The 23,145-nt window shown below is 46.9% G+C and carries 24 protein-coding genes; 14 read left to right on the forward strand and 10 right to left on the reverse strand.

Annotated features, from left to right (window positions below; genetic code table 11):
* Positions 1-54 precede the first annotated feature (54 nt).
* On the reverse strand, positions 55-774 hold the full coding sequence (locus QUB77_RS09050) for a metal ABC transporter ATP-binding protein (protein ID WP_333322947.1): 720 nt from the start codon (positions 772-774) through the stop codon (positions 55-57).
* Positions 775-864: 90 nt separating this feature from the next.
* Between QUB77_RS09050 and QUB77_RS09055 the strand changes: the two genes are divergently transcribed.
* Positions 865-1,941 (forward strand): metal ABC transporter solute-binding protein, Zn/Mn family, encoded by a 1,077-nt coding sequence (locus tag QUB77_RS09055; protein WP_333322949.1) that lies wholly within the window; start codon positions 865-867, stop codon positions 1,939-1,941.
* 113 nt (positions 1,942-2,054) lie between these two features.
* Here the strand turns inward: QUB77_RS09055 and QUB77_RS09060 are convergent, their stop codons facing one another.
* Both QUB77_RS09060 and QUB77_RS09065 read right to left on the reverse strand, forming a co-directional pair.
* Positions 2,055-2,315: a DUF7219 family protein gene (locus QUB77_RS09060; protein WP_006631574.1), complete on the reverse strand. Its 261-nt coding sequence runs from the start codon at positions 2,313-2,315 to the stop codon at positions 2,055-2,057.
* A 289-nt stretch (positions 2,316-2,604) separates the two neighbouring features.
* Entirely contained in the window at positions 2,605-2,772 is a 168-nt protein-coding gene (locus QUB77_RS09065; RefSeq protein WP_333171546.1) for a metallothionein, read from the reverse strand.
* Positions 2,773-2,919: 147 nt separating this feature from the next.
* Here QUB77_RS09065 and QUB77_RS09070 point away from each other — a divergent pair, with 147 nt between their 5' ends.
* Positions 2,920-3,330 (forward strand): metalloregulator ArsR/SmtB family transcription factor, encoded by a 411-nt coding sequence (locus QUB77_RS09070; RefSeq protein WP_333171548.1) that lies wholly within the window; start codon positions 2,920-2,922, stop codon positions 3,328-3,330.
* A 114-nt stretch (positions 3,331-3,444) separates the two neighbouring features.
* Here the strand turns inward: QUB77_RS09070 and QUB77_RS09075 are convergent, their stop codons facing one another.
* Together QUB77_RS09075 and aroF are read right to left on the reverse strand one after the other, a co-directional pair.
* A complete protein-coding gene (locus QUB77_RS09075) occupies positions 3,445-3,642 on the reverse strand; it encodes a heavy-metal-associated domain-containing protein (RefSeq protein ID WP_333037087.1) in 198 nt (65 codons plus the stop codon).
* A gap of 303 nt (positions 3,643-3,945) precedes the next feature.
* The gene (gene aroF / locus QUB77_RS09080; protein ID WP_333171550.1) at positions 3,946-4,806 is read right to left on the reverse strand and encodes a 3-deoxy-7-phosphoheptulonate synthase; all 861 of its coding nucleotides are present in this window, start codon (positions 4,804-4,806) and stop codon (positions 3,946-3,948) included.
* Positions 4,807-4,834: 28 nt separating this feature from the next.
* On the opposite strand from aroF, the gene QUB77_RS09085 reads away from it, so the two are divergent.
* The 4 genes from QUB77_RS09085 to QUB77_RS09100 all read left to right on the forward strand — a co-directional run bounded on the left by QUB77_RS09085 (position 4,835) and on the right by QUB77_RS09100 (position 6,263).
* Entirely contained in the window at positions 4,835-4,960 is a 126-nt protein-coding gene (locus QUB77_RS09085) for a hypothetical protein (protein WP_333171552.1), read from the forward strand.
* Between the two features lie 430 nt (positions 4,961-5,390).
* Positions 5,391-5,606 (forward strand): plasmid partition protein ParG, encoded by a 216-nt coding sequence (locus tag QUB77_RS09090; RefSeq protein ID WP_333322952.1) that lies wholly within the window; start codon positions 5,391-5,393, stop codon positions 5,604-5,606.
* 55 nt (positions 5,607-5,661) lie between these two features.
* Entirely contained in the window at positions 5,662-5,868 is a 207-nt protein-coding gene (locus QUB77_RS09095) for a hypothetical protein (protein ID WP_333322954.1), read from the forward strand.
* Positions 5,865-6,263: a hypothetical protein gene (locus QUB77_RS09100; protein WP_333322956.1), complete on the forward strand. Its 399-nt coding sequence runs from the start codon at positions 5,865-5,867 to the stop codon at positions 6,261-6,263. The genes QUB77_RS09095 and QUB77_RS09100 overlap by 4 nt, the downstream gene beginning before the upstream one ends.
* Positions 6,264-6,405: 142 nt before the next feature.
* Here QUB77_RS09100 and QUB77_RS09105 read toward each other — a convergent pair whose 3' ends face one another.
* Both QUB77_RS09105 and QUB77_RS09110 read right to left on the reverse strand, forming a co-directional pair.
* A complete protein-coding gene (locus QUB77_RS09105) occupies positions 6,406-7,170 on the reverse strand; it encodes a sulfotransferase domain-containing protein (protein ID WP_333322958.1) in 765 nt (254 codons plus the stop codon).
* A gap of 294 nt (positions 7,171-7,464) precedes the next feature.
* The gene (locus QUB77_RS09110; RefSeq protein ID WP_333322960.1) at positions 7,465-7,665 is read right to left on the reverse strand and encodes a hypothetical protein; all 201 of its coding nucleotides are present in this window, start codon (positions 7,663-7,665) and stop codon (positions 7,465-7,467) included.
* A gap of 299 nt (positions 7,666-7,964) precedes the next feature.
* On the opposite strand from QUB77_RS09110, the gene hpsA reads away from it, so the two are divergent.
* The 4 genes from hpsA to QUB77_RS09130 all read left to right on the forward strand — a co-directional run bounded on the left by hpsA (position 7,965) and on the right by QUB77_RS09130 (position 15,518).
* Entirely contained in the window at positions 7,965-13,037 is a 5,073-nt protein-coding gene (gene hpsA, locus QUB77_RS09115) for a hormogonium polysaccharide biosynthesis protein HpsA (protein ID WP_333322962.1), read from the forward strand.
* A 40-nt stretch (positions 13,038-13,077) separates the two neighbouring features.
* Entirely contained in the window at positions 13,078-13,722 is a 645-nt protein-coding gene (gene hpsB, locus QUB77_RS09120) for a hormogonium polysaccharide secretion pseudopilin HpsB (protein WP_333322964.1), read from the forward strand.
* 64 nt (positions 13,723-13,786) lie between these two features.
* Positions 13,787-14,836, forward strand: coding sequence for a hormogonium polysaccharide secretion pseudopilin HpsC (gene hpsC, locus QUB77_RS09125; protein ID WP_333322966.1), 1,050 nt, complete (start codon positions 13,787-13,789; stop codon positions 14,834-14,836).
* 58 nt (positions 14,837-14,894) lie between these two features.
* On the forward strand, positions 14,895-15,518 hold the full coding sequence (locus tag QUB77_RS09130; RefSeq protein ID WP_333322968.1) for a GspH/FimT family pseudopilin: 624 nt from the start codon (positions 14,895-14,897) through the stop codon (positions 15,516-15,518).
* Between the two features lie 339 nt (positions 15,519-15,857).
* Here QUB77_RS09130 and QUB77_RS09135 read toward each other — a convergent pair whose 3' ends face one another.
* A complete protein-coding gene (locus QUB77_RS09135; RefSeq protein WP_333322970.1) occupies positions 15,858-16,625 on the reverse strand; it encodes a cobalt-precorrin-6A reductase in 768 nt (255 codons plus the stop codon).
* Positions 16,626-16,970: 345 nt separating this feature from the next.
* On the opposite strand from QUB77_RS09135, the gene QUB77_RS09140 reads away from it, so the two are divergent.
* Complete coding sequence (locus tag QUB77_RS09140) at positions 16,971-17,789, forward strand: tetratricopeptide repeat protein (RefSeq protein ID WP_333322972.1); 819 nt, start codon at positions 16,971-16,973, stop codon at positions 17,787-17,789.
* A 201-nt stretch (positions 17,790-17,990) separates the two neighbouring features.
* Here the strand turns inward: QUB77_RS09140 and QUB77_RS09145 are convergent, their stop codons facing one another.
* Positions 17,991-18,227 carry a hypothetical protein gene (locus tag QUB77_RS09145; protein WP_333322974.1) on the reverse strand — a complete coding sequence of 79 codons (237 nt, stop codon included), beginning with the start codon at positions 18,225-18,227 and terminating at the stop codon, positions 17,991-17,993.
* A 350-nt stretch (positions 18,228-18,577) separates the two neighbouring features.
* Entirely contained in the window at positions 18,578-19,363 is a 786-nt protein-coding gene (locus QUB77_RS09150) for a TIGR01548 family HAD-type hydrolase (RefSeq protein ID WP_333322976.1), read from the reverse strand.
* 177 nt (positions 19,364-19,540) lie between these two features.
* Here QUB77_RS09150 and QUB77_RS09155 point away from each other — a divergent pair, with 177 nt between their 5' ends.
* The 3 genes from QUB77_RS09155 to QUB77_RS09165 all read left to right on the forward strand — a co-directional run bounded on the left by QUB77_RS09155 (position 19,541) and on the right by QUB77_RS09165 (position 22,723).
* Positions 19,541-19,852, forward strand: a complete 312-nt coding sequence (locus tag QUB77_RS09155) for a 30S ribosomal protein PSRP-3 (protein ID WP_333056906.1) — start codon at positions 19,541-19,543, stop codon at positions 19,850-19,852.
* A 485-nt stretch (positions 19,853-20,337) separates the two neighbouring features.
* On the forward strand, positions 20,338-21,411 hold the full coding sequence (locus QUB77_RS09160; protein ID WP_333171572.1) for a class I SAM-dependent methyltransferase: 1,074 nt from the start codon (positions 20,338-20,340) through the stop codon (positions 21,409-21,411).
* A gap of 415 nt (positions 21,412-21,826) precedes the next feature.
* Positions 21,827-22,723 carry a Mo-dependent nitrogenase C-terminal domain-containing protein gene (locus tag QUB77_RS09165; RefSeq protein ID WP_333171573.1) on the forward strand — a complete coding sequence of 299 codons (897 nt, stop codon included), beginning with the start codon at positions 21,827-21,829 and terminating at the stop codon, positions 22,721-22,723.
* Positions 22,724-23,145 lie beyond the last annotated feature (422 nt).

Genomic DNA, 23,145 nt, shown 5'->3' on the forward strand with positions numbered 1-23,145 from the left:
GCACAGGTGGGACGCCCGTGCCACTATCAATTTTAAAGATAAATCTTTTTTTGCTTACGCCGAAACTAAACTTAAATCGTATCCATAGGCTTTTTGAATATTGGCTGAGGTGAGCACTTCCCGGCAGGAACCAGTTGCAATTAACTGCTTATTTAGCAATAATAAATTGTCGTACTGTTTTAAAGTTTCGCCTAAATCGTGACTGATTACTAGCAATGTTTTATTTTGGGCTTTTAGTTCGGCAAAAATATCGAAAATAATTTCTTCGGTTGCTTTGTCGATCGCGTTAAAAGGTTCGTCGAAGAAGAATAAATCGGCTTGTTGGGCGATCGACCTTGCTAAGAAAATCCGCTGCTGCTGTCCGCCAGAGAGTTCGCCAATTTGCCGATCGCGCAAATCCCACATTCCCACCCGCAGCAAAGCAGCTTTCACCAATTCTTGCGACTGCTTCGAGGGACTGCGAAACCAACCAGTCTGGACAGTTCGCGCCATCATCACCGCATTCCACACCGTAATCGGATAATCCCAGTCAATTTGCGATCGCTGCGGCACATAAGCCACCCGCGACAACTGTTGCTTCAGCAGCCGTCCCTGATATTTCACCAAACCGCGACAGGTCGGGATCAATCCCAGCATCGCTTTCACCATCGTGCTTTTCCCCGCGCCGTTGGGGCCGAACACACCAGTTAATTGTCCGGGATCTAACTGGAAATTCACGCTGCTGAGGGCCGCAATTCCGCGATAATTGACAGCCAAGTCTTGCACTTCTAGCATAATTAGAGATTTTGAGAACGATTCTTGTTCGTAGCTACTAGAATAGGATAACTCGAAAAAGCAATAACGATTATCGTTCCAAAGGTAAAAATGTTAACGAACTTGGCTGGAAAAACAGGCAGATTATGTGCTGTGGCTGTTTTGGCAATTGGCTGCGGGCTGGTTGGGTGCAGTGGAGCACAGAACGCAAGCAATGGAGTGCCAGAGAGTCCCGCCACAACTCCAACTCAAGCCAGTCCCGGCGGCAACTTGCCCAAAGTCGTGGCCACGACTGGCGTTATCTGTAACCTAACTAAAGAAATTGCTCAAAGTTCGATCGACACCACCTGTCTGATCAAGCCGGGAGACGACCCTCACGCCTATCAAACCAAGCCGGAAGACCGCAAAGCCATTGAAACAGCAAATCTGATTTTATACGGTGGCTACAACCACGAACCCAGCATCATTAAGTTGATTCAATCCAGCAGTAATTCCGCACCCAAAATCGCCGTCCACGAACTCGCCGTTCCCAAACCGCTGATGGGCAAACACGAACACGAACACGGTGAAGAGAAAGCAGAAAACCAACCTCACGCAGAAGGCGAAAAAGTCCCTGATCCTCACGTTTGGCATAACCCGAAAAATGGCATCCGTATGGTAGAAACAATTCGCGATGAATTGATCAAAGTTTCCCCCAGCAATGCTCAACTTTATACAAAAAATGCAGCAAGCTTAACAGATGAGTTGCAAAAAATAGATACTTGGATCAAAGCTCAAATTGCGACTATTCCAGCAGAAAAACGCAAGTTAGTAACAACTCACGATGCTCTGAGTTACTATGCCAATGCTTACGGTTTGGAGATGGCTGGAGCTTTGCAGGGTGTGACGACAGAGGAACAGCCCACGGCAGCAAGAATTGCCGAATTATCCTCAGAAATTAAGACTGCAGGAGTGCCGACAATTTTTGCCGAAACTACAACTAATCCGAAGTTGATGGAGACTGTGGCGAGGGAGGCAAATGTCGAAATTTCCGACAAGGAACTTTACAGCGACGAGTTGGGCGGCCCCGGCACCGGTGCTGATACATATCAGGGAATGCTGAAAACTAATACTTGCGCGATTATTTCTGGCCTCGGTGGCAATTGTACTTCCTTTGCAGGAGAAACTGCACCAAATCCCAAACCATAGACTTTCTAAAGTTCGCCTAGCAAGCACCTGATGTTTGCTGGGTACGCAGCAAAACGCTGCGTTTGCAATCGCAGGGGTTTTCGATTGCAAACGCTGCGTTTGCTGCTATGGCTTTAAGGTGAATTTTGCTCCTCGGTACTGGGTGGTTTTTGACCAATTCCCAATTGCTTCTTAGAGGATTTTAAGTCTTTCCAAAGCATCTTAATATCTTTATAGGCTTTCTCAGCACTAATTTTCCCCCCTGTTTCCAGCGAGCAAATATAAGTTATTTTTTGAGCAAACTCCTGCAAGTTGGCATTAAACGCCAAGTTTTCTGGCGTGAAATCACCGTAGTAGCGATTGCGAGGATGTAAAAAATCTTCCCGCTCTTTCATTGCCCCCTCCTAATTAAACTTTTGGTATTCAACTTTTGGTTCGGTCTCTGCTTTTAATAGCACTATGGGTACTCAGTCTCGCGGCGCTAACTTGCTTCTATTGTATGGCGTAAGTAGCAATTGTGCTTTTTCGCTCTGTATTGAGTCTATTAATGCAATCTTAACCTTAATTTAGCTTAATTTTAACTTTTCTTTAACCTAAAAGCACAAAAAATGGGAAATGCGCGGTTCGCATCTCCCTTGAGATATATTTGGCAGTTGGTGATTAACCTTTTCTGAAGCCGAATATTTATTTGTGGCACTCGCAGCCGGTGTGGCCGCAGCCGCTGCCGTTGGGGTGGCCGTCAGCGCAAGCACTGGAACAGTATGTTTTGCCGTCTTTTTCAATGGCTTCGCTGGGGCTGACAACGCACGAACATGAAGGACAGGCACATTTTGTTTGGGTGGCAGTAGTCATTTTAGATTTTCCTCGTGGGTTTGTTTGTCTCTACTAACATCTGAACATATATTCAGATATTAGTCAAGGGAATGTAAAAACTTTGTTACAAAAGGTTTGTCGATCGCACTAAAATGAAAATGAGAATTAAAACAAGCCGGGATAAAGATGTCACCCAACTCTGCTGTTAACGGAGCGATAAGTCAGCCTCGCGAACTAAACGATACACCAATGTGCGATCGACCGCACTTAGTTGAGAGTTGGCGAGCCGGCGAAATCCAAACACAAGTTCTCAACACCGCCAAAGCGCAGCGGATGGCTGAGTTTTTCAGTCTTTTGGGAGATGCGAACCGCCTGCGGCTGCTGTCGGTTTTGGCAAAACAAGAACTGTGCGTGTGTGACTTGGCTGCGGCGTTGAGTATGAGCGAGTCAGCAGTATCGCATCAGTTGCGGGCATTGCGGGCGATGCGGTTGGTAAGTTACCGCAAGGTTGGGAGACAAGTTTTTTATAGTTTACTCGATCGTCACGTTTTTGAACTTTACCAAGCAGTCGCCGAACACTTAGACGAAGCAGATTAAGCTTTTAGGCATTGGGCATTGATAATGGATTTAAAATTGTGTAGGGGCGGTTTTTACCAATAATTTCAGCCTAAGACCAATAATCTCGTAAACCCGCCCTCACCAAACTCAATATCAATCTTGGACGGTGTGGCCCGTAGCAACAACCGCCTGTGTAATTGATTCTTCAGAAGCTTGAGCTTCTACTGTAACAGTCTTAGCTGCGACATCCACATTGACAGTAGCATCGGAGTCAACAGTTTTGATGGCTTTGGTAATTGTATCAGCGCAGCCAGAGCAGACGATCGACGGAACGTTAAGTAGTATTGCCATAATTCAGCAAATTTTTGTAGATGACAGTATTATTTTTTATTGTAATGTAAATTAGTGAAACACGCGCTTTTCCCGATTTCGGCACGGGTTTAAGCCCTGCCTCAAAGCTCAATTCGGTTAAAACTGATATGTTGCACCATTCTCAATTAACCTTTTATGAACAGGCTTTCTGGCCTGTTCCACAAAAGATAAATTTTCTTGTGGAACAGGCCGGAAAGCCTGTTGCTGACAATGGTGCAAGATATCAGTTTTAACCGACTGTAGAGTTTGACGTTAAAAGTTATACATTATTTCCTACCAATATCACTTCAAACTTAATAGCTTTGAATGTAAATTAGTATCAGGTATGCACCGCCCAACGGCGGCGGCTACAGCCTGTAAACTCGCCACTAAATCTACCATATCTGGCAAAGAAAGAGCTTGCCGCGCGTCAGAAACCGATTTTTCCGGTTGCGGGTGACACTCAATAATTAATCCGTCTGCACCGCAAGCAACCGCTGCTTTGGCTAGTGGTGCGACTAATTCTCGCTTGCCGACGGCGTGAGAAGGGTCTACAATTACTGGCAAATGAGTTAACTGTTTCAGCGCTACGACGGCACCTAAATCTAATACATTCCGGGTGTAATTGTCGAAGCTGCGGATGCCTCTTTCGCAGAGAACTACATGAGGATTTCCGTGGCTGAGAATGTATTCGGCGGCCATCACAAATTCTTCGATTGTGGCTGATAAGCCGCGTTTTAGTAGGACTGGTTTTCCGGCTTGACCGATCGCCTTTAGTAACTCGAAGTTTTGCATATTGCGACTGCCTACTTGCAGCATATCAGTATATGTGACAACTGGCTCGATTTGGGCGATCGACATTACCTCTGTCACGACGGGCAAACTGTAACGGCGACTGACATCGGCTAAAATTTCGAGTCCCTCAATTCCCATGCCTTGGAAAGCATAGGGAGAAGTGCGGGGTTTGTAGACTCCGCCTCGCAAAGCTTGCACGGAGGCGGCGGATAGTTGGCGGGCGACTGTTTCCATTTGGGCGGAACTTTCGACGGTACAGGGGCCGCCGATGATTAATAATTCTTCGCCGCCGACTGAGACTGTTTCTGAGAGTTTGACAATTGTTTGGTGTTCGGGATGAGATTTGGTTACGAGTTTGGCTTCTAACATGAGGGTATTTTCCTGGCAAATTAAGTGGATGGTTGACAACAAAAAACCCGGAACTTTTAAGGAGTTCCGGGTTGGTGCGAAAAGACAGCACGACAATTTACCCAGAACTCCTGTGGGGCCAAAAATAAAAGCTGTAGTACCAGTTACTGAATAATGTCATTGCTGTTTTCGCTTGTACTGGATTGGTTGTTGGGAAAAGAAGTAGAAAAAACAAAACCGCAGGTGTTAATCTGCGGTTCGCCCGGATGTTCACAGTGAATTGGCAATTCACTCCGGGCGAACTCTCCAGTACCAAAAATAAAAATTGCTGTTGGCTGTGAACATAGTTGAAGTGCTGCGATTTGTGGATTAAACACAATACTATTCGACAACCTAGCACAGGGAGAAGGGGATGTCAAGTTATTTTTTGCAAAATGTAGGCAAACGGCAATCGCGTTTAACTCGGCGCGGTTGTCGTTTTTTGGCTATGTCTGTTATTATATCGATATAGGGACAAGCCGACAAGTCCTTATATCGACAAGCGCCCCTATCCGATCGCGCGCCTGTGTGTCAGGCTAGACACATAGACAAATCGATATAGCGATATGGAAACTTTGACGACAAGTAAAACTGTTTCGGTAAAAATCTATCTACCTGAAGAGACAAGAGCCAAGTTCAAAGCATCTTGCGCCATGCGTAGCCTCAGTATGAATGAGGTTCTGTTGGAGTACATCGAAACTTGGTTACAGGAAAACGAACCTGTTTTAGAGCCAAAGCCGCAGCGCGTCAAGACGATCGCCCAAACTGAGGAAACAGACTGATGACCGATCGACTATATCGAATAAACGGCATCCTCGAACAAACCGCGAGGGACAAATGCTGAGAGATTCAGACAACCCAGAGAAATCTTGGGAGGATTTAGAAGCCGAACTAGCGGAAAACCCGGACAGACCTTTTTATGCCCGGAGTGACGCAGAAGCTTTTAAACGCTGCGAGAAACACAATCGCGAAGCAACGAGACACTCGGATGTAACCGGGAGAGCTTATTACACTTGTGATGAGAAAAGAGGGAAAAACTCATGACTGAATATCGATTAACACCCGCAAAGTACCGCCAGGTTCAGGTAGTGGTTTGTCTCAACCGCGTTCGATTAGACGGCTATGCCAATTCTGATGAGGCTTTGGCAAAACTGAGCGAACTTGGTTACAGTCCACAATTGCGTTATCAATGGAATCCAGAGCGAGATGAATTTGATTTGTATGCCCTGATTCATGATTTGCCGCTAGATGAGTCGCTAATGACTGAGGAAAAGTGTCAGGAGTTTTTTAAACATTTTAGGCACAGTCAGATATATTCGATCGGCTGCGGACACGCTGACCCCGATTGGTTATTTGCTTGGGGCTTTAATGATCCGCGCCGTCACGCTACGCCGGAGGAAATCGAGCCTCTGGAAGCAAATGCTACGGCCACTGTTTAATATTTTAGCCCTGAGCGCAACTGACACATTAAAAAAGGTACGTAGTTGCGCTTAAGCGCTGTTAATATCTATGAAATAGCGCTCTTTTGGCAACTACGTCCCTAAAAAATCTTTAACTTTTGCACACTACGGATATTCGATATTAATCCCAGCCGAAGTCTCGATCGCACAATTCGGCTAGTCTTTGGTTGTGCGATCGAAAATATGCTTTCAATTGGTCGTATACTGTGTCGCTGATGGGCGGATATTCGCTGGAGTTGTGCTTGCCGTAGCTTTTTAGTTGGTGGGGCGGTAAGTCTAAAAATTCGAGGACGCTGTTGCAGATTTTTTCTGGGTTGCTATATAAGTCTTCGCTTTTGATGATTGAGATTTGTGATTTGGGAAAAAGTTTCATCCAGGCTGGGAGTTGATCTGCGTAAATGCCGCGGGTTAGATAGCTGTGGTGTTGGTGTTCGTAACTATAGTAGGTTGGGTTGGCTAGGAGTTTTTCTATTTCGCCTTTGAGTCTTTGGGGTTCTGCGGCGATCGCACTTTCTAATGATAGCGATTCGTAGCCTATTTTGATATAGTAATAATAGTGGGAGATTGCGCGTTCTACTGGGTTTCTCAGCAGGGCGATTATTTTAACTTTGGGACATAAATCATAAATTCGTTGGGGAACTTGGGGGTGACATATATAGTAGGGGCTGGCTTCTCCGGTTAGTAGGTTTTCGCCTGGTTGGGGCTGGGGAAATTGGGCATAGTACCAGTCGGGGCTTTTGTCGAAGTTGAAGTCGAAGTAATGGATTTCTTTTTGGGCGGCGGGGGCGATTTGGGGATGTTGGATTAGGTAATTGTACAGGGATGTTGTGCCGCCTTTTTGGGCACCGATGATGATGAAGTCGGGGGGTTTGGAGGGTTGTTTCATGGGTGGGGATGGTAGGTTTATATTTTGCACTTGTACTGACAGTGTGCCGGGGGGTAAAACGAAAATTCGATCGCACTGATATCTTGCACTATTTTGGAGAACAGGCAAGATGCCTGTTCCACAACATATCAATTTTATTGTGGGGAGTAGGGGTTGGGCATCTTGCCCGGAACAGGCAAGATGCCTGTTCCACAACATATCAATTTTATTGTGGGGAGTAGGGGTTGGGCATCTTGCCCGCCCCTAAAAGGCTTATTGACTATGGTGCAACAGTTGAGATCGCACTTGGGGGCATTACAGCAATTCGATCGCACTTTGACCCAAAACGGAAGTTCGATCGCCCAATTTAGATTCGATGGCGCTGACAGGCATAATCTCTCGATCGACCGATCGTAATTGTAGATTCCGGTGGTTGAAAAGCGCTAGCAAGGCGAACACACCAACAAAGCGGGCCAGATAAGGGCTGGGAAATACATGGGATACGATCGGGATCACTGTTTTTGGGCGATCGAATTCACTCTGGGTCTGACCACTGACATTTCAATTTAAGTAGATTAGAGTGGAGTAAGGAAGATCTAATCCCTGCGGGTCAAATCTTTCGCGGAAAAATATATAATCGGTGGCGATTTTGGTTGCGGGTTTGTGGGTTTTATTTTTCAGCCAAGGTACAGATTTAAATTTGTGCAAGAGGCTGATATGCAAGTTGCAAAAAATGGGAACAATAAAGATGGGATTGTACTGTCGAGCAGTCACTACCAGCAATACCATCTCTGAAATTATTCAGGAAGGCGTCAATGTTTAAGAGCAAATTATCCAAAATTATCGTATCCCTGCTGCGGCGGATTGCTGGTGTTACCAGATCCGGGGCTAAGCGGCTGATGAGAGCAATGCTGCAAACCCTGATGGCTATGGGCCGGAGGGCGAGACTGCCGGTGGCGGGGTTTGTGCTGCCGACGGTGACGATGGTGTTGCTGGTAGTTATATTGTTGACTGTGGCGATTACCCTGCGATCGTTCGATCGGGCTAATACGGCGCGTAACGTGCGCGTGAACCAGCAGGTGCTGGCGGCCGCGACTCCCGCGCTCGATCGGGCAAAAGCAAAAATTCAGTTTATGCTGCTGGAAGACCCGCGCAAGCCACTGGCAACTCCATCCGATTCAGAATTGTACCGGCTGATAGCCGATAGCACGGGTGGTGGTACTGGTATCGATAATTATACCTTTGGGGACGAGACACGCCTAAAACTTAAAGCTGACCTAGACGGTAACGGTACTATATTATCCCCCGATCTTCCCCTTACCGATACTCGCAGTGTCGAGCTCAATGAATCTCTAAACACTGCTTGGAGATATCCTGTCGATACGAATAACGACGGCCAATATGACACTTTTACCCTCTACGGCATATTTTTCCGCAGCCCCCCACGCATTCCATCAGGTGCTAATGCAGGCGAGTTCACCAGGCCAAGAAAAACGCTGGAAGCCAGAACCCCGCCGATGTCCCTTGGGGTACTGAAAAAAGGATGTGAGGCGGCGGCAGGTAATAGTGCTAGCTTGGTTGGGGATTCCAGTTGGTACAGTATGAACGGCCGACTGTCAAAAAGTTTCTTTGTCTACACGGTTAATGTACCGATTACAGCCTCGGAAGCTAGCAGTTTAGGTGGTAATTATAAAGAATTCACAGGCACTAGCAGCATATCCGCTCTCGAATACCAACAAGATCAAAGTCGCATTCCCCTCAGCAACAACGCGGTTGTGTACGAAGACGACTTAGAAATATCTCCTGGTCCTCCCATAAATATCAACGGGCGAATAGTTACAAATAGTAATCTTCTTGTGTCGGGGATAGGCGGTGATGACAATTTAAAATTGTATCAAGTTAGCAGCCAGAATTCGTGTTATTACGAACAAGAAAATAGCAAAATAATTGTAGGTGGTAATGTAGTAAATGGCGGTTCGGGTGATAATTTTCCCTCTAAGACAGTTCAAGTACACCTGTTTAAAAAGCCGGCTCCAATAATAAATCAAAAAATTAGTGCGACACTAGATCCTAAACTAAAGGGTCAATCTGTTGACAAAAACAAAAGTACAGCTTTAGACGTACTTTACAACAACGCCGCTTTTCAGGATCGCATCGATTTGCTAGTGAAGTGGCAGGTTCTTAAACCCGTTACTGATGACCCATTGTCAGTCCAGAAGAGACCGACTACTCAGAGCCGGGAGCAAGCACTAGAAAATTATTTTAAACTCACAACCCGAAAAGTTCCCTTTGCTGAAGTGGCATTTGGAGACAGCGGAATTACTGGCTACGGTCCTCCACCAACAGGACCCTCGCCCATTGAACCAGGTAGTAGCGGACAGAATCTACGACCGGTCGAGAAATGGAACCTTCCGACTGATGCCAACACTAAACTAACTCTCAATCTCAACCAGCTAGAAGCAACAGAGATCGTTCCAAACAAGCCGATCGAAGAAGAAACATACCTCGGCGATCGCGTGGTTGCAGGCAACAGCTTGCCTAATAAGTGGTGGGACAGCACTAAAAGTGAATTAGTCAGCACAGAGCAAGCAGTCGCTGGAAAGTGGAATACCGACGCAACACAACCAACTCGCACGCGCACTTCGCAGATAACACAGCTCGCTGACGTGGGGGCGACAGACCGAGGCAACGGGTTAGGAGAAAAGACAGATCCAGACCTAAGAGACGGTTTCTGGGAAGCATCAGCAGCCCGAATACCTAAAACAACAGTCGATGGGATTGGCGGTTTGCGTGTCATCACCAGTGCTGGAGTTTACGATCGCACTAATTCCTTCCTACCGCCGCCTAAGTGGATAGATCCGGCCGGTACGACGAAAAGCGGTCCCGCATCGATCGCTATCAATCCCGATATCACCAATACTTACGACGACCCAGCAACGGCCGACAGGGAGGAGTACCGTGTCGTCTGGCCGGACTCTATGCCAATGTCACCCCTCGGGCCGGGGTCGAAAGTGTATGACAATACTCTCACTGATCCTGATCCCATCAATCACTGGACTTCTTGGCTGCCAGCTTGGTCTATTCCTACCGATATCAGTGCAAATCTCCCAGCAGCAGTCAACTCTACTACTCTACTTCCAGGTATTGTTGAGCAAGCCAGCACCGCTAAAAAATTTGCCAAAGGCGATTTGCGGATGCGGGCATCGGCAGTTTATCACTATGCAGAGGAAGGCTACAAGGCTGACGACATTGTTCCACCAGCTCAACCAGTCCAAAAGCCGATCGCCTGCGTCAGCAGCTATTACGACCCCAGCAGCGCTTTGACAGCCCTCAATCTCGACGGGCTAGCCAATGTCAGCGGACAGGGAGCACAGTCACCAGCCGTATTAGCAGGGCTACCGGCACTTGGAGGAGCCCAGCGGAAATTCATCGGATCTAACAACGGCATCACCTACCCCGCTCCTACAACAGGCAGACCAACTGGTGCTTCCACTCGTGGGACTAACGGCTTGTTGACCGGTGGCAATACAGTTTTGGATAATCAAGCCAACTTAGTCTTCCCCGACGGTCGCTTTGCCAACGGGCCTTTGAGATCCGCTCTCCAAGTGGCTGACACGGAGCGCACATTGGCACAAAAAGCTGCTATTGATTCAACGCTTTGTGCACTCGACATTCTAAAAGGCGCTATCACTCCCGCTCCCGCAAAGATTCCTCACGGGGCAATTCAAGAAGTAGCATTTTTGGATGCCAGAGAAATCAAGGCAGTAGATCGGGACGATCCGAATACCAATGTTAATGAAGCCTTTACGCTGAGCAGTCCTCTCGTACCAGGAGTAGGAAACATAAAACCAGCCAAATTAACAGGAGATTACAATCAGCCCATCGAAGAACGGCAACCCCTAGAAATTCGCGCCACTCAGATTGACTTAGATCAACTTCGGAAGAAAGTTATCGCTCAAGCAAATACTACTGGCCCAAGCCCGGAGTATTTGCTTCCTAACAGTGGGATAATTTATGCTAGCCGAGATGACGCGCTGCCCGATCGCAGCAATCGGACAGGCGATGAAAAGACCAGCAAAAGAGTCAGCCCCTCGGACTCTCTGCTCGATCCAAGCCGCAAACCCAACGGTATTGTCCTAATCAACGGTAAGGAACTATTCCGCGGCACGACCCCGGATGTAACGAGTGTGACAGATTTGGTCAAGCAAAAAGGCTTGATTTTAGTTTCTAACGTGCCGGTTTATATCAAAGGAGAGTTTAATCTTCACACCGGGGGCACTACTGGACAAGAGTTTGAGCAGGCGCTGACGGGTGAGTGGACTGCAGCTAATTTCTACGAACAGCGGATCAAGCTTAATGATAGCTTTGCCTGTCGCAAGGGCGATCCCCGACTTAAAAATTGTCTGGGTGACAATTGGCGTCAGGCAACTGTACTAGCAGATGCTGTCACCCTGCTGTCAAAGAATTACCGTTTTGGCTTCCGCAACGAGGGTGACTTTGACCTCAGAAATAATGTCGGCGCTGCTGCTGTAGTGCCTCGCAAACAGCAAGGATTTTTCAACAACAACTTTGTCACTAACGGGCTCACTAGCGAGGCATTTTCAAATACTGGCAGTCTCGTTGGGAGTGGAGGGCTTAAAGACGAAAGCTACCAGAACGTCACCGGTAAGCTTGATAGTTCTTACTTCACTAACTTCGTCACCCCAGTCCAGCGGCGCGGGAACTTCCCAGAGTATTTGATGGAAGTTTGTATGAAACTGCCTGTTTCTGAGTGCAAAGCTGACGACTGGTATGTCGATCCGGTAGCAGGAGTGAGGGCAAACATTCCTACCGGCGGGCCTTATGCCCCAGCCACTAACTTTAAAGCTGGAACAACTGCTACTCCCCCAGTACCAGAGTTGCAACGTTTCCCCCGCCGCGTTGCTTTTAAAAGAGACCCTAATACTTATGCTCTGACAGGAGAGCCATTAGGAATTATTGGGGGAAATGCTGCTCCTGGTCGTGGTGCTCCCAAACTCAATTCTCTGTGGTTTGCCGCGGTAGATGGCGCTTCTATAAATTACAACGGGACTTCTGGTGTGCCCTATGCACTCAACACCAATGTCAATGACTGGAATAATCAACCCTTGCCGAAATCCACAGACACTCCTACCCTCCAGCCGCTGCTGATGCCAGTCGATCAGCTCCAAACAGTGAAAGAGATTACAGGATCGGGAAATACTCCACCGCAAGGTGTTCCCGTTAAAAGCACGGGGTGGATAACACGAGCCACAGAGACAACATTTAATTTAATCATCGGCTCCGGGGACATTCCTTCACGAAAGCTCGGCAGCAGCACTACAGGTGACTTTAACGGTGGCTTGCAAAACTTGCCCCGCTTCTTGGAGAGCTGGAATAATGGCACAAACAACATTAAGGCTAAGATTCAAGGTTCTTTCATCCAACTAAACCGCAGTGCCTATAGCACTGGGCCTTATCAGCCACTTTTGCCAGCAACCTCTCCGCCGAGGATAGATCCTGCTAAGAAGCTAAAAAGTCTTTTCACGCCCCCAACGGGGGGGACAGTTGCTTATACACCTCTTGAAGTTCTTGATGTCAGCAACAATAGGCTCCCTGGATACAAAATTGATAACCTTATCATTCCCTTCTTCGTACCGCCATCTCGGGATTGGGGTTTTGATGTAGGCCAGCTATCTCAGCCACCTGACTTGTTTACCCAAAGGTTCACTACTCCTCCCAGAAAGACTGAGCCGGCTGAGTATTTCCGGGAAGTACCTCGCAATGACGAGTGGGTAACAACTTTGATGTGCGGAGTCATTGACGAGACACCCGCCACGAAAGCCACCGAAACCCTCACTCCTGCAGACCGAGCTAAATGTCCTACTTAACCCTCTAACTTTCCGCCGCGCAATTACTGGAGTCCTATTTATGACTAAGCGACAACAACAGCAAAATTTATCCCAGTCACAAGATGGTGGCTACACGATTATCGAGTCATTGGTAGCGATGATTGTAGTTTCCGTGCTGATGATCGCGATCGCCCCTGTGATGGCTTTCTCAGTAGCGACTCGCGTACAAGCGCGGCGGACGGAACTGGCCACACAGGCGGCGAGAACTTACATCGACGCTCTCAGGACGGGGGCTATAAAACCAGCAGATGTACGAGGCTTCCCCATCCCAGTCACCAACCAAAATAATAATGTGGCAGAGGCGACTGCTCCGGCCGACTCCAGCAAATTATATCCCCTTGACATGGATGGGGGAGGTTTTAGCCCTACCAGCAGCACAGACTTTTACGTTCAAGGTGCTTGGCGAAATCCATCAAATCCCCCCGATCCCACAAAAACTGGCTACGAGTTAATGGTGCGGGTTTACAGAGCTGATTCTTTTGCGTCTGGCGTGACTTTAAAGCAGAACCCAAAGAGTGAGAAAAAGCAATCTGTTGTGGGGGGTTTGGGCGATCGTACCATGCCGGTAGTAGAAATGACTACACAAATTCCCCGTACTACAGGAGAGACCTCCGCGTATGAATCGTTGTGCGCTCGACTCAAAGGTACCAAAGGCTGTAAGTAATAATCAAAGTCCCCGTTATTAACTTTAAAATCGCTCCCCCCATTTGACAAAGGAAACAGTCAAAATGAAAACTTTACTCAGGTTGCTTCTCAAAACTCATCACCAGCGAAACCGCTCAGGGCCAGATCAAACAGACAAAGGCATGACTCTGGTCGAGCTATTAGTCGGAGCAATTATGGCGTTTATAATCATTACGCCGATGCTCGGTTTTGTAGTAGATATGCTGAATACCGACAGGAGGGAACAAGTAAAGTCAAATACCGAGCAAGACCTTCAGGCGGCCGTTGATTTCATCGCCCAAGATTTGAGCCAAGCTATTTATATTTACGATCAGGCGGGAATCACTGCTACCACTGCTAAACTTCCTCCTCCTCCTACAAATACCACAGGGACTCCAGTTTTAGTATTCTGGAAGCGACAGCAAATTAAAAATGCTGTTCCTATTAATTCGGCTAATGCAAAAAAACCAAGCGATTGCCCACCTAACGGTAGTGAGTGCAACGACACTTATGTACTATCATTAGTTGTCTACTACCAGATTAGAGATACTACACCTAACCCTACTTGGTGTCAGCCTTCAGGAGGCACTTGTCCTACTCGTATTGCTCGCTATGAAATTAGGGATGGAGTGAAAAACCCAAATTCATCCGATCCCACTAATCCTTACTACAGTCTTACTGACGCAAACGAATATGCACCAGATGCAGCTTTTGAGCCAACTTTTGACATTAGTAAGCCTTTAGTAAATGTGACGAAAGGAACCGGTTTTACGAAGGATGCTGAAGTATTGGTTAATTACATCGACCACAGCCCGCTAACAGGAATACCAATTAACCTAGCCGAATGCCAGACCGCTCTTGGCAATCCCAAGGATACAACAGGAGTCACGCCCACAGATATCCCAGAAACAACGCTAAGAATACCCCCGGCGCCGCCCGACATCGTAAAGAGCTTTTACGCTTGTGTTGATACATCTAAAAACATAGCCCGAGTTACGCTCAGAGGAAACAGCCTCCGCCGCATTCAAACCGATGCTAATTACGACCCCAACAAATCGGCATTTTTCCCAACAGCAAGCGTGCAAGTACAAGGTCTAGGTGCGCGAGGACAATAACTTATGTCTGAAACAGATTTCCGAATCGCGACACTAGCAGATAAAACAGGAGAATAAAATGAAAACCCCAATATTATTAAAAGTTTTGCAGATTTCTGCAACAAAAGCAAACCCCAATTACAAAAATACTGCATCCAGAAAAGGCGATGGAGGATTCACGCTTCTAGAAGTGCTCGTGATAGCCTTAATCATAGGTATATTCAGCTCGATCGCCGCTCCAAGCTGGGAGGCCTTCATCAACAGACAAAGAGTTCGCACCGTGAACGATCGCGTTTTGCAATCATTACGACTGGCACAAAGCGAAGCAAAGCGAACTAAGCGCGATGTGACTATTATATTTGATACATCTTTTGATCCACCAAAAGTTACCTTTAACCCGGCACTAGCCACGGGGGGTAGTGAGCAGAAGTTAGATGCTGGAGGTGAAGTTAAATCAGGTACTATTAAACTTGAGTTTATTGGTCAAGATCAACAAAATCCTCCTCCTTCTATTGTTCCTCCTCTTACTTCTACTCAAAAGTCCCTCACTTTTAAGTTTAATGGTGCTTTCGATCCAGACAATAGACCAACACTGCCTTTTCAAGTTACTGTTTCTACCGCTAATGGCGGTGCTAAGCAGTGTGCGATCGTGGAAACTATCATAGGAGGAATGAGAACTGCTGAAGGAGCACAATGTAACTAACTGAGCGTCGATGATAGCTTTCAATAAATTTAATCTTAATCTCTAACAGCAATTCCGCATAAGTTCTGAATTGCTAAAATCTATTAACTTAAATTATTTTATATTTCAAATCCTCTTAAAACCGTCAAAAAATGCAGCTAGAACTAAAACAAATAATCATCCAGCCAGGAAATCAACTATTACTCAAAGACAGAACCTGGTCGATGTTTGAAACCCTACTAATATCATTTCCGGTAACACCAGAATGATGTTGACGGTTGACAGTTGACAGTTGACAGTGAACAGTCAACAGTCAACAGTCAACTCGAAATTACTATTCCGATGCTAACGAAATTGATATCATAACTGCTTAACTAACCAAGCGATCGCCCCTTCAACATCAGCAACCTGCTCAACATCGGCAATCCGTGGCCGCTGCACCATCACCACCGGAATTCCCAGTTCCCTAGCCGCCACAATTTTCGCATAAGTAGCACCGCCCCCGCTGTTTTTACTAACAATAGTATCAATCTCATATTCTAATAGTAATTGGCGCTCCTCTTCCAAAGAAAAAGGCCCCCTTGCCAATAACAATTTACCATTAGGAATAGGAGAATTGAGTGCCGGAGGATCGATCGCCCGCATCAAAAACCAAATAGCATCCAAACCAGCAAAAGCAGCCAATTCCTGCCTACCAATCGTCAGAAACACCCGCTGAGACTGCCCTAATAAAGCCCTTGCAGCCTCCGAGTGGCCCGCAACATCAATCCAGCGATCGCCCTCCACCCTCTCCCAAGCAGGCCGCACCAGCATCAAATAAGGCACATTACATTCAGCAGCAGCAACAGCAGCATTAGCAGAAATCTGAGCCGCAAACGGATGAGTAGCATCAATCAAAAAGTCGATCGGGCGATCGACTCCTAGGGCTGCGCGATCGAGCAAAAACGCCGCCAGCCCAGCCGCCCCACCAAACCCCCCAATTCGCACCGAACCCGTTTTTGGGGTAAAAGGCTGTTGAGTGCGTCCTGCTAGCGAAGATACCACCTCTATTTCAGCAATTTGAGACGCTCTCACCGCCAGTTCCGCAGCATCCCCCGTCCCCCCCAAAATTAGCAACCGTTTTTTCACCAAATTATCCTTACCAACTACACAAACTGGCAGTTAAAACTCACATCTTCCACCATTCTCAAGAACAGGCAAGATGCCTGTTCCACAAAGAGTGAATTTTCTTGTGGAACAGGCATCTTGCCTGTTCCTAAACCAGTAATTGAGAATAGTGCAACATCTCAGTTAAACCCGCAACTACCCAACCAAAGTCCGCCTACGCCGCCTAAACCAAATCCCGAACCTGCGGAGGCAGGTTTTGTCTGTGTAGCTGCGACTTAAGTCGCCGAGACTTTTCAAACATCTTCTAACCAACCCCGGCAAATTCGGTTGATAATATGCTTAGTCAAGTTTAAACGACCAACAACAATGATTCGCTCACTTTTCACATTTTTTACAGTATTAATTGTAACCGGGTTAGTGTGGTTAGGAAATATCGCCCCCGTAGCCGCCCAAGTACAACCAACAGATATCGCCGATCCCCAACAGGAATTGGGAGAACTCGTTCAAAAAGCTTTTGAAGCTACAAATGAAGGCAAATTTCCCGCCGCAGAAACTTTTTGGACTCAAATCATTGACAAATTTCCCTCAGAAGCCGCCGCTTGGAGCAACCGAGGCAACTCTAGAGTCAGCCAAAACAAACTACAAGCCGCTATTACCGACTACGAAAGAGCGATCGAGCTAGCACCCGACGCCCCCGATCCCTACCTCAACCGCGGCACCGCCTTAGAAGGTTTAGGACGCTGGGAAGAGGCGATCGCCGACTACAATCACGTACTAGAATTAGACTCCCAAGATCCAGCCGCCTACAACAACCGAGGCAACGCCGAAGCCGGTTTAGGAAAATGGGAACAAGCAATAGCCGACTACAGCAAAGCCTTTGAACTAGCCCCCGAATACGCCTTTGCCCGCGCCAACCACGCCCTCGCACTTTATCAAAACGGGCAAACCAAAGAAGCCATTCGCAACATGAAAAACATCGTCCGCAGATACCCCCAATTTGCCGACATGAGAGCCGCCCTCAGCGCCTGTCTTTGGGAAACAGGAAATCGCGGCGAAGCAGAGAGCAATTGGGTAGCAGCGATCGGCCTCGATTCCCGCTACAAAGACCTCGATTGGGTTGCCAATAACCGCCGCTGGCCGCCACTTGCAGTCAGTGCATTAGACAAATTCTTGCACTTGCAATAATCTCACAACCCCAATGAAAAATTGTGAGCATCCCATAATTGTGGGGTATAGTTCCTAAAAGGGATGCTCCCAAGAATTGCCAAATATCATCCTAAGCTAGCAGTAAATAAACTCTTGAAGAACAATTCAAACTCTTCTTCCAGGTTTCTTATTTCCTCAATATTCATCCCTTAAATCCGTTTCCTCCGTTGAATTCTCTTATCAAAACTCGTATTCCACATCTCCAGCAACAATCCTATCTGTCACCAATATTCTGTACAGTTCCAGTTCTTCAACAGTAACTTTTCCGTCCGCACAAATCGCTCTCTTAATGTCTTCCATTTGTTGCTTAGATATCTTGCCGTCAGCAACAGCTCGCTCGATTTGGACTTTGAGCTTTTCTAGTTGCCGAATTTCTTCCAGCGTAGGTTGTTTATCAGTCGATCGCGAAACTAACATAGTGGCACTCTCCTAGAGATTGACCTCTACTCTGTACTAAGCCGCCGCAGCAGATATTGTCAACTCAACGATGCAAAAATTGACAAATAAATGTAACAAAACTACATTTACTTGTCAATAGAATAAGCTGCCAAATTTTTTAACAAAATTACATTTGTTTGTCATTGGTTAGTGATTATTAGTTAACTGACAACTGACAACTGACAACTGACAACTGACAACTGACAACTAACAACTGACAACTGACAACTGACAACTAACAACTGACAACTAACAACTGACAACTGACAACTGACAACTAACAACTGACAACTAACAACTGACAACAGTCAACAGTCAACAGCCAACAGTCAACTGACTAATTCCCAAATCCGCGCAGCCGTCAACTCCTCAACATTCCTAAAAACCGCTGCAGCACCCGCATTTTCCAGCACCGCAGCATAAGCCTCACAGCGCCCAGCATCATCCAAAACATGAGGCGGCAAAATTCCAGCCCCCAGCCAAACGCGATTTGGTTGCACTTCCCGCGCCTTCACAACCGTGTAAATATCCGCAACAGTATCTCCCGCGTAAATCACCGGCAAATTTTCTTCTAAACCGTGCAGAGTTTCCAACTGTTCAATTGCCGCGAAAAGTCCAGCCGGATCGGGTTTTCCCGGTGCATCTTCCATCGCCACCAACACCGGGGAATTTAAACTCAGTTTCCCTGACAAAACATAAGCAGCTTCATCCCGCATCGCCCCGCTAAAAAAGCCCCAAACAATGCCCCCAACCGTTAAATTTTCCAGGTAAGCCGGACTTAACAGCAGCGGTTCGTCGCAAATGTAACCAGTCCAATTTTTCTCATCGGGCCCGCGATAGCGACTTTGGAAAAAAGCCACTAATTCCTCATAGTTGAGAGCGAGTTCGTTTCTCGATCGTCCAATCCCCTCAAAATAACGGCAAACTAACTCAAAAGACGCCTGCCAGTCATTATTCCACACACCCTCAGACTTCAGAGAGTCGATATCGAGAGAATCCGGGCGAAAAGCACCCGCCGTGAAATGTTCCACCGCATCGGCGATCGCCCGCCGATAGGAACCGGACACATCCCGCACCACACCATCAATGTCAAAGACTAAAATAACTCTGTTCACAATTTAACCATCCTTGTACCTAGGGCGCGTGAGAACCCAAATTTTATCGGTTTCAAGCCCCTGAGTGGCGCTAAAACCAGCCGCGCCACAAAACTTTTCATAGCCGATGACCAATTATCGAACAGAGTGTGCTACGCTTAGCGATTGTAGAAATTTTTAACAAGTTCGATCGGAACCCTGGAGGTTTGCTTGTCCAAGTTCATCTTAAAAGTTCTCTGGCTAGAAGAGAATGTTGCCCTCGCCGTTGACCAAGTTGTCGGCAAAGGAACTAGCCCGCTGACATCCTACTTTTTCTGGCCTCGCAAAGATGCGTGGGAAGACCTCAAAAACGAACTCGAAGCCAAACACTGGATTGCTGACAACGATCGCGTCGAAATCCTCAACCAAGCCACAGAAGTAATCAACTACTGGCAAGAGGAAGGCAGACGGCGCCCGATGACTGAAGCTCAATCAAAGTTCCCCCTAGTGACTTTTACCGGCAGCAACTAAGCCCAGCTTTAAGTTGCTACCCATATACATTGCCTGTTATGGCTCACAAGGGGAAGGAGAGAGGGGAGAAGGCGAGAGGATTTGACGCTTTTTCCACCTCGCCGTAAAACATACAATTTCAATGCGCTACAGCTTATCCAGATACTAACTCCGATTTTGGAACCTACGCGGGTTTTGGGCTTGGTCGATTGGAAATTTGAGATTAGAGATTTATCCAAAATAAAGCTCTCAAATCGGATTTTATACAATCTAAAAAGACTAAGCAACCAAACCAAATAAATCTAAAATCGGCTTTTTTATACTCTTAAATTGTACAGTCAGCTCTCAACGTAATTCCCCCGAACCTCCAACCTCGCTCCTCAAAATCCATGGGTTAAATCCGTTAAATCTTGTACGCGGATTCCTTCTTCCTGACATCCGTTACATCCGTTACATCCGTTACACAATCCGTTGCCGAACTTCCTTCTTCCTTCTTCGCGGAATCTATGGGCGCCGAAAGTACGATCGACCAAACCGAACAGCTACCGCTGGTAGTAAATCCCGACATTCTCCAGCAAGCTATCCTCTACAAAATTAATACTCGCATAAACGCTCGCGGAGAATTAGTTTTCCCCTGCATACCGGGAATGCTAAGCCACTATCTCAAGTCGATAGAAAAGCTATTTAGCACTCTCGACAGACCCCTGCCCGAAGACCGCCGAGACGAACTCAGCAAGCTTTTAGCCACCAAGTTGGAACAAGGCTACCGCACCTCCACAGCATCGATGCTGATCCTGCAATACGAATCAGTGCAGCCGCCACAAACCGGTTTAGCTTGCAAAGTGATTGTTACTACCTCAACAGTTGGAGAACAGTACAAAAGCTGGGTAGACACCAGAGAACCTCCGCTTTTCGGCTCTCATCCCGATGCAAAATTAATGACCACGGCTGCTAAATTGGGTACACCCGATCGAGTGCGGATTTTGGACGTGGGCGCTGGTACCGGTCGCAATACCTTGCCGCTGGCGAGATTGGGCTATTCTGTAGATGCGATCGAACTAACTCCAGCTTTTGCAGAACAATTGAAAGCGGCAGTAACAGCCGAAAACCTTCCCGTGACAGTGACAGAAGGCGATGTGCTCGACCCCTTAATGCGGATGAAACCGGCCCGCTATCAGTTAGCAGTTGCCGCCGAAGTCATCTCACATTTTCGAGACAGCGATCAAGTACGGCTTTTCCTCGCTAAAATGTGCGATTCCCTGTGTCCAGGAGGTCTGTTGCTGTTCAGCACGTTTTTAACAGTCGGCGACTACCAGCCGGATGCCCTGGTGCGACAAGTTGCCCAACTCTCCTGGTCTACTTTATTTACCCCCCAAGAACTCGCCACCGCAATGGAAGGGTTGCCCTTAGTCCAAATATCCAACGAATTGGTGTTTGAATACGAACGCCACCACCTGCCGGAAGAAGCCTGGCCGCCGACGCCCTGGTTTCCCAGTTGGGCCACCGGTCGAGATGTCTTCCCGATGGCAAACGCACGCCCGCCAATGGAATTGCGCTGGATTTTGTGCCGCCGAAGTTAAAAATTTGGTCATTTCTAGGCGGACACAGCAATCAAAACTGTTAACCGGCAGTAACATTTTCCTCAAAGATTTTTATTTCAACAGCTTAAATCAGGCTCGTTGTTAATATTGTGCATCCTGCACAGAAAAATTTACAAAAATATATATTAAAATGTAAAGAGAGCGAAGTTCGATGCCTTTGGGAGACAAACCCAGTGCCTGATTAGATTTAACGCTTGCCAACCTTTTGTTTCTTGCGAAAAATCGGGTGGCTAATGGCAATCGGGCTTGCATAAAATTCGATCGCCATCTTGATGGGTGCAACTAGAGTTAAGATGAATTCAACCAACCTATTCCTCCCGATAGATGACTTTTTAGGGAATAGGATTAGCCAATAGATTAGCTCGCTAGTCAGCGATGCTGCTGAGAAACAAATATGCTTTTAACACATCCACTACAAGCGTTTGGAGCAATCTTCGGCCACAAACCTTCCACAAATAGATCATCCATCGACCACAAAACCAGTAAAAATTATTGGGAGGGGAATATTGAGTCCGCTGTAAACGAACAAATTGACTGGTACATCCAAGTGGAAATGCTAATGAGTAACGCTAAATCTTCCTGCACCAATGAAGAGATTACTGCTTGGCTGCGGGGATTGCTGACAATTGCTTGGGCAGACGGCAACTTTGACGAAGACGAGCAAAAAATGATTGCAAATCTAACTCAGGATGAAGTACACCCGGTATCTTTTGAGGAGGGTTTTGAACCTATTGCCGCAGAGGAATTAGCCGCTGTGTTAGGGAAAGACACCGCCAAAGGCGAGGATTTTTTGAGGACAGCAGTTATGGTAGCTTTGGCAGACGGTACCTACTCGCTCAGCGAAGACGAGGTAATCTACAAGTTTTGCACAGCTTTGGGGCACAATGTAGAGGCGCTCGAAGCTCTGCGACACACCATCGAAGACTGCAAGTGCGATGATCCGCAGGGGCCCAGCAGCCAAATAGTCTTTGATGCCAATGTCGCCCCCGTCGCCGGAACACCTCTTTCATCTCGGCTACCTAAACCTCACCACAAAAATGTCCTGCAACCAGTCAAAGACTGGCTTGACGGCTGGGAGATTCACGACCCAAAATTGGCACACTTTGTCTGTAAAATTATTCCGCCCCAGTGTCCGTTTGAGCGAGATGTCGTGTTATTTGGTCACAAAATCGTCCACATTCCGGCGATGTGCCAGATTAACCCGCTTTACGAACAGTTAGTCGGGATGCGCTTTCGAGCTCTCTGCTATTTGGCAGATGAATGTAAGGAAGATGTATCGTCATATTGTTAGTAGTTAGTAGTCATTAGTCAGTAGTCATTAGTCATTGGTCATTCTTGTGAAATCTGGGATTAATGACTGTAACTATTAACCAATGACTACTAATTAGTCCAAGATACAAAAAACGGGTTTTTCTAGGACAAAACATCGTTACACCATCCGCGCCAGAAAAAGCCAGTAGAAAAACCCGGTTAATTCATTTTGTGTGCGTGATTCCTGTTAATATCAAATCTGCTTTGATAATACTAATTCAACACAAGTATTGGTATCATCCTCAACTTCTTATACAGATTATTAAAAGATTTGAGAGCCGGACAGGGCAGTGCCATTTACCTACAAATGCTCGCGTACAATTTTTAACTCTGCACTACTTTTCAGAATTGGTATAATTATATTTTTCCTGCAACTGTAAATCGCCACTAAACTTGGCTGTC

The sequence above is a fragment of the Microcoleus sp. AT9b-C3 genome, from assembly GCF_036705485.1.
In the GTDB taxonomy this organism is placed as follows: Bacteria; Cyanobacteriota; Cyanobacteriia; order Cyanobacteriales; family Microcoleaceae; genus Microcoleus.

Bases quoted from the DNA above. Each gene is read 5' to 3' on its own strand.
- QUB77_RS09100 (WP_333322956.1), top strand. From the start codon at position 5,865: ATGACTGAATATCGATTAACACCCGCAAAGTACCGCCAGGTTCAGGTA.
- QUB77_RS09050 (WP_333322947.1), bottom strand. From the start codon at position 774: ATGCTAGAAGTGCAAGACTTGGCTGTCAATTATCGCGGAATTGCGGCC.
- QUB77_RS09070 (WP_333171548.1), top strand. From the start codon at position 2,920: ATGTCACCCAACTCTGCTGTTAACGGAGCGATAAGTCAGCCTCGCGAA.
- QUB77_RS09145 (WP_333322974.1), bottom strand. From the start codon at position 18,227: ATGTTAGTTTCGCGATCGACTGATAAACAACCTACGCTGGAAGAAATT.
- QUB77_RS09095 (WP_333322954.1), top strand. From the start codon at position 5,662: ATGCTGAGAGATTCAGACAACCCAGAGAAATCTTGGGAGGATTTAGAA.
- hpsC (WP_333322966.1), top strand. From the start codon at position 13,787: ATGAAAACTTTACTCAGGTTGCTTCTCAAAACTCATCACCAGCGAAAC.
- QUB77_RS09140 (WP_333322972.1), top strand. From the start codon at position 16,971: ATGATTCGCTCACTTTTCACATTTTTTACAGTATTAATTGTAACCGGG.
- QUB77_RS09160 (WP_333171572.1), top strand. From the start codon at position 20,338: ATGGGCGCCGAAAGTACGATCGACCAAACCGAACAGCTACCGCTGGTA.
- QUB77_RS09055 (WP_333322949.1), top strand. From the start codon at position 865: ATGTTAACGAACTTGGCTGGAAAAACAGGCAGATTATGTGCTGTGGCT.
- QUB77_RS09085 (WP_333171552.1), top strand. From the start codon at position 4,835: ATGGTTGACAACAAAAAACCCGGAACTTTTAAGGAGTTCCGGGTTGGT.
- aroF (WP_333171550.1), bottom strand. From the start codon at position 4,806: ATGTTAGAAGCCAAACTCGTAACCAAATCTCATCCCGAACACCAAACA.
- hpsA (WP_333322962.1), top strand. From the start codon at position 7,965: ATGTTTAAGAGCAAATTATCCAAAATTATCGTATCCCTGCTGCGGCGG.
- QUB77_RS09090 (WP_333322952.1), top strand. From the start codon at position 5,391: ATGGAAACTTTGACGACAAGTAAAACTGTTTCGGTAAAAATCTATCTA.
- QUB77_RS09060 (WP_006631574.1), bottom strand. From the start codon at position 2,315: ATGAAAGAGCGGGAAGATTTTTTACATCCTCGCAATCGCTACTACGGT.
- QUB77_RS09130 (WP_333322968.1), top strand. From the start codon at position 14,895: ATGAAAACCCCAATATTATTAAAAGTTTTGCAGATTTCTGCAACAAAA.
- QUB77_RS09165 (WP_333171573.1), top strand. From the start codon at position 21,827: ATGCTTTTAACACATCCACTACAAGCGTTTGGAGCAATCTTCGGCCAC.
- QUB77_RS09065 (WP_333171546.1), bottom strand. From the start codon at position 2,772: ATGACTACTGCCACCCAAACAAAATGTGCCTGTCCTTCATGTTCGTGC.
- hpsB (WP_333322964.1), top strand. From the start codon at position 13,078: ATGACTAAGCGACAACAACAGCAAAATTTATCCCAGTCACAAGATGGT.
- QUB77_RS09105 (WP_333322958.1), bottom strand. From the start codon at position 7,170: ATGAAACAACCCTCCAAACCCCCCGACTTCATCATCATCGGTGCCCAA.
- QUB77_RS09075 (WP_333037087.1), bottom strand. From the start codon at position 3,642: ATGGCAATACTACTTAACGTTCCGTCGATCGTCTGCTCTGGCTGCGCT.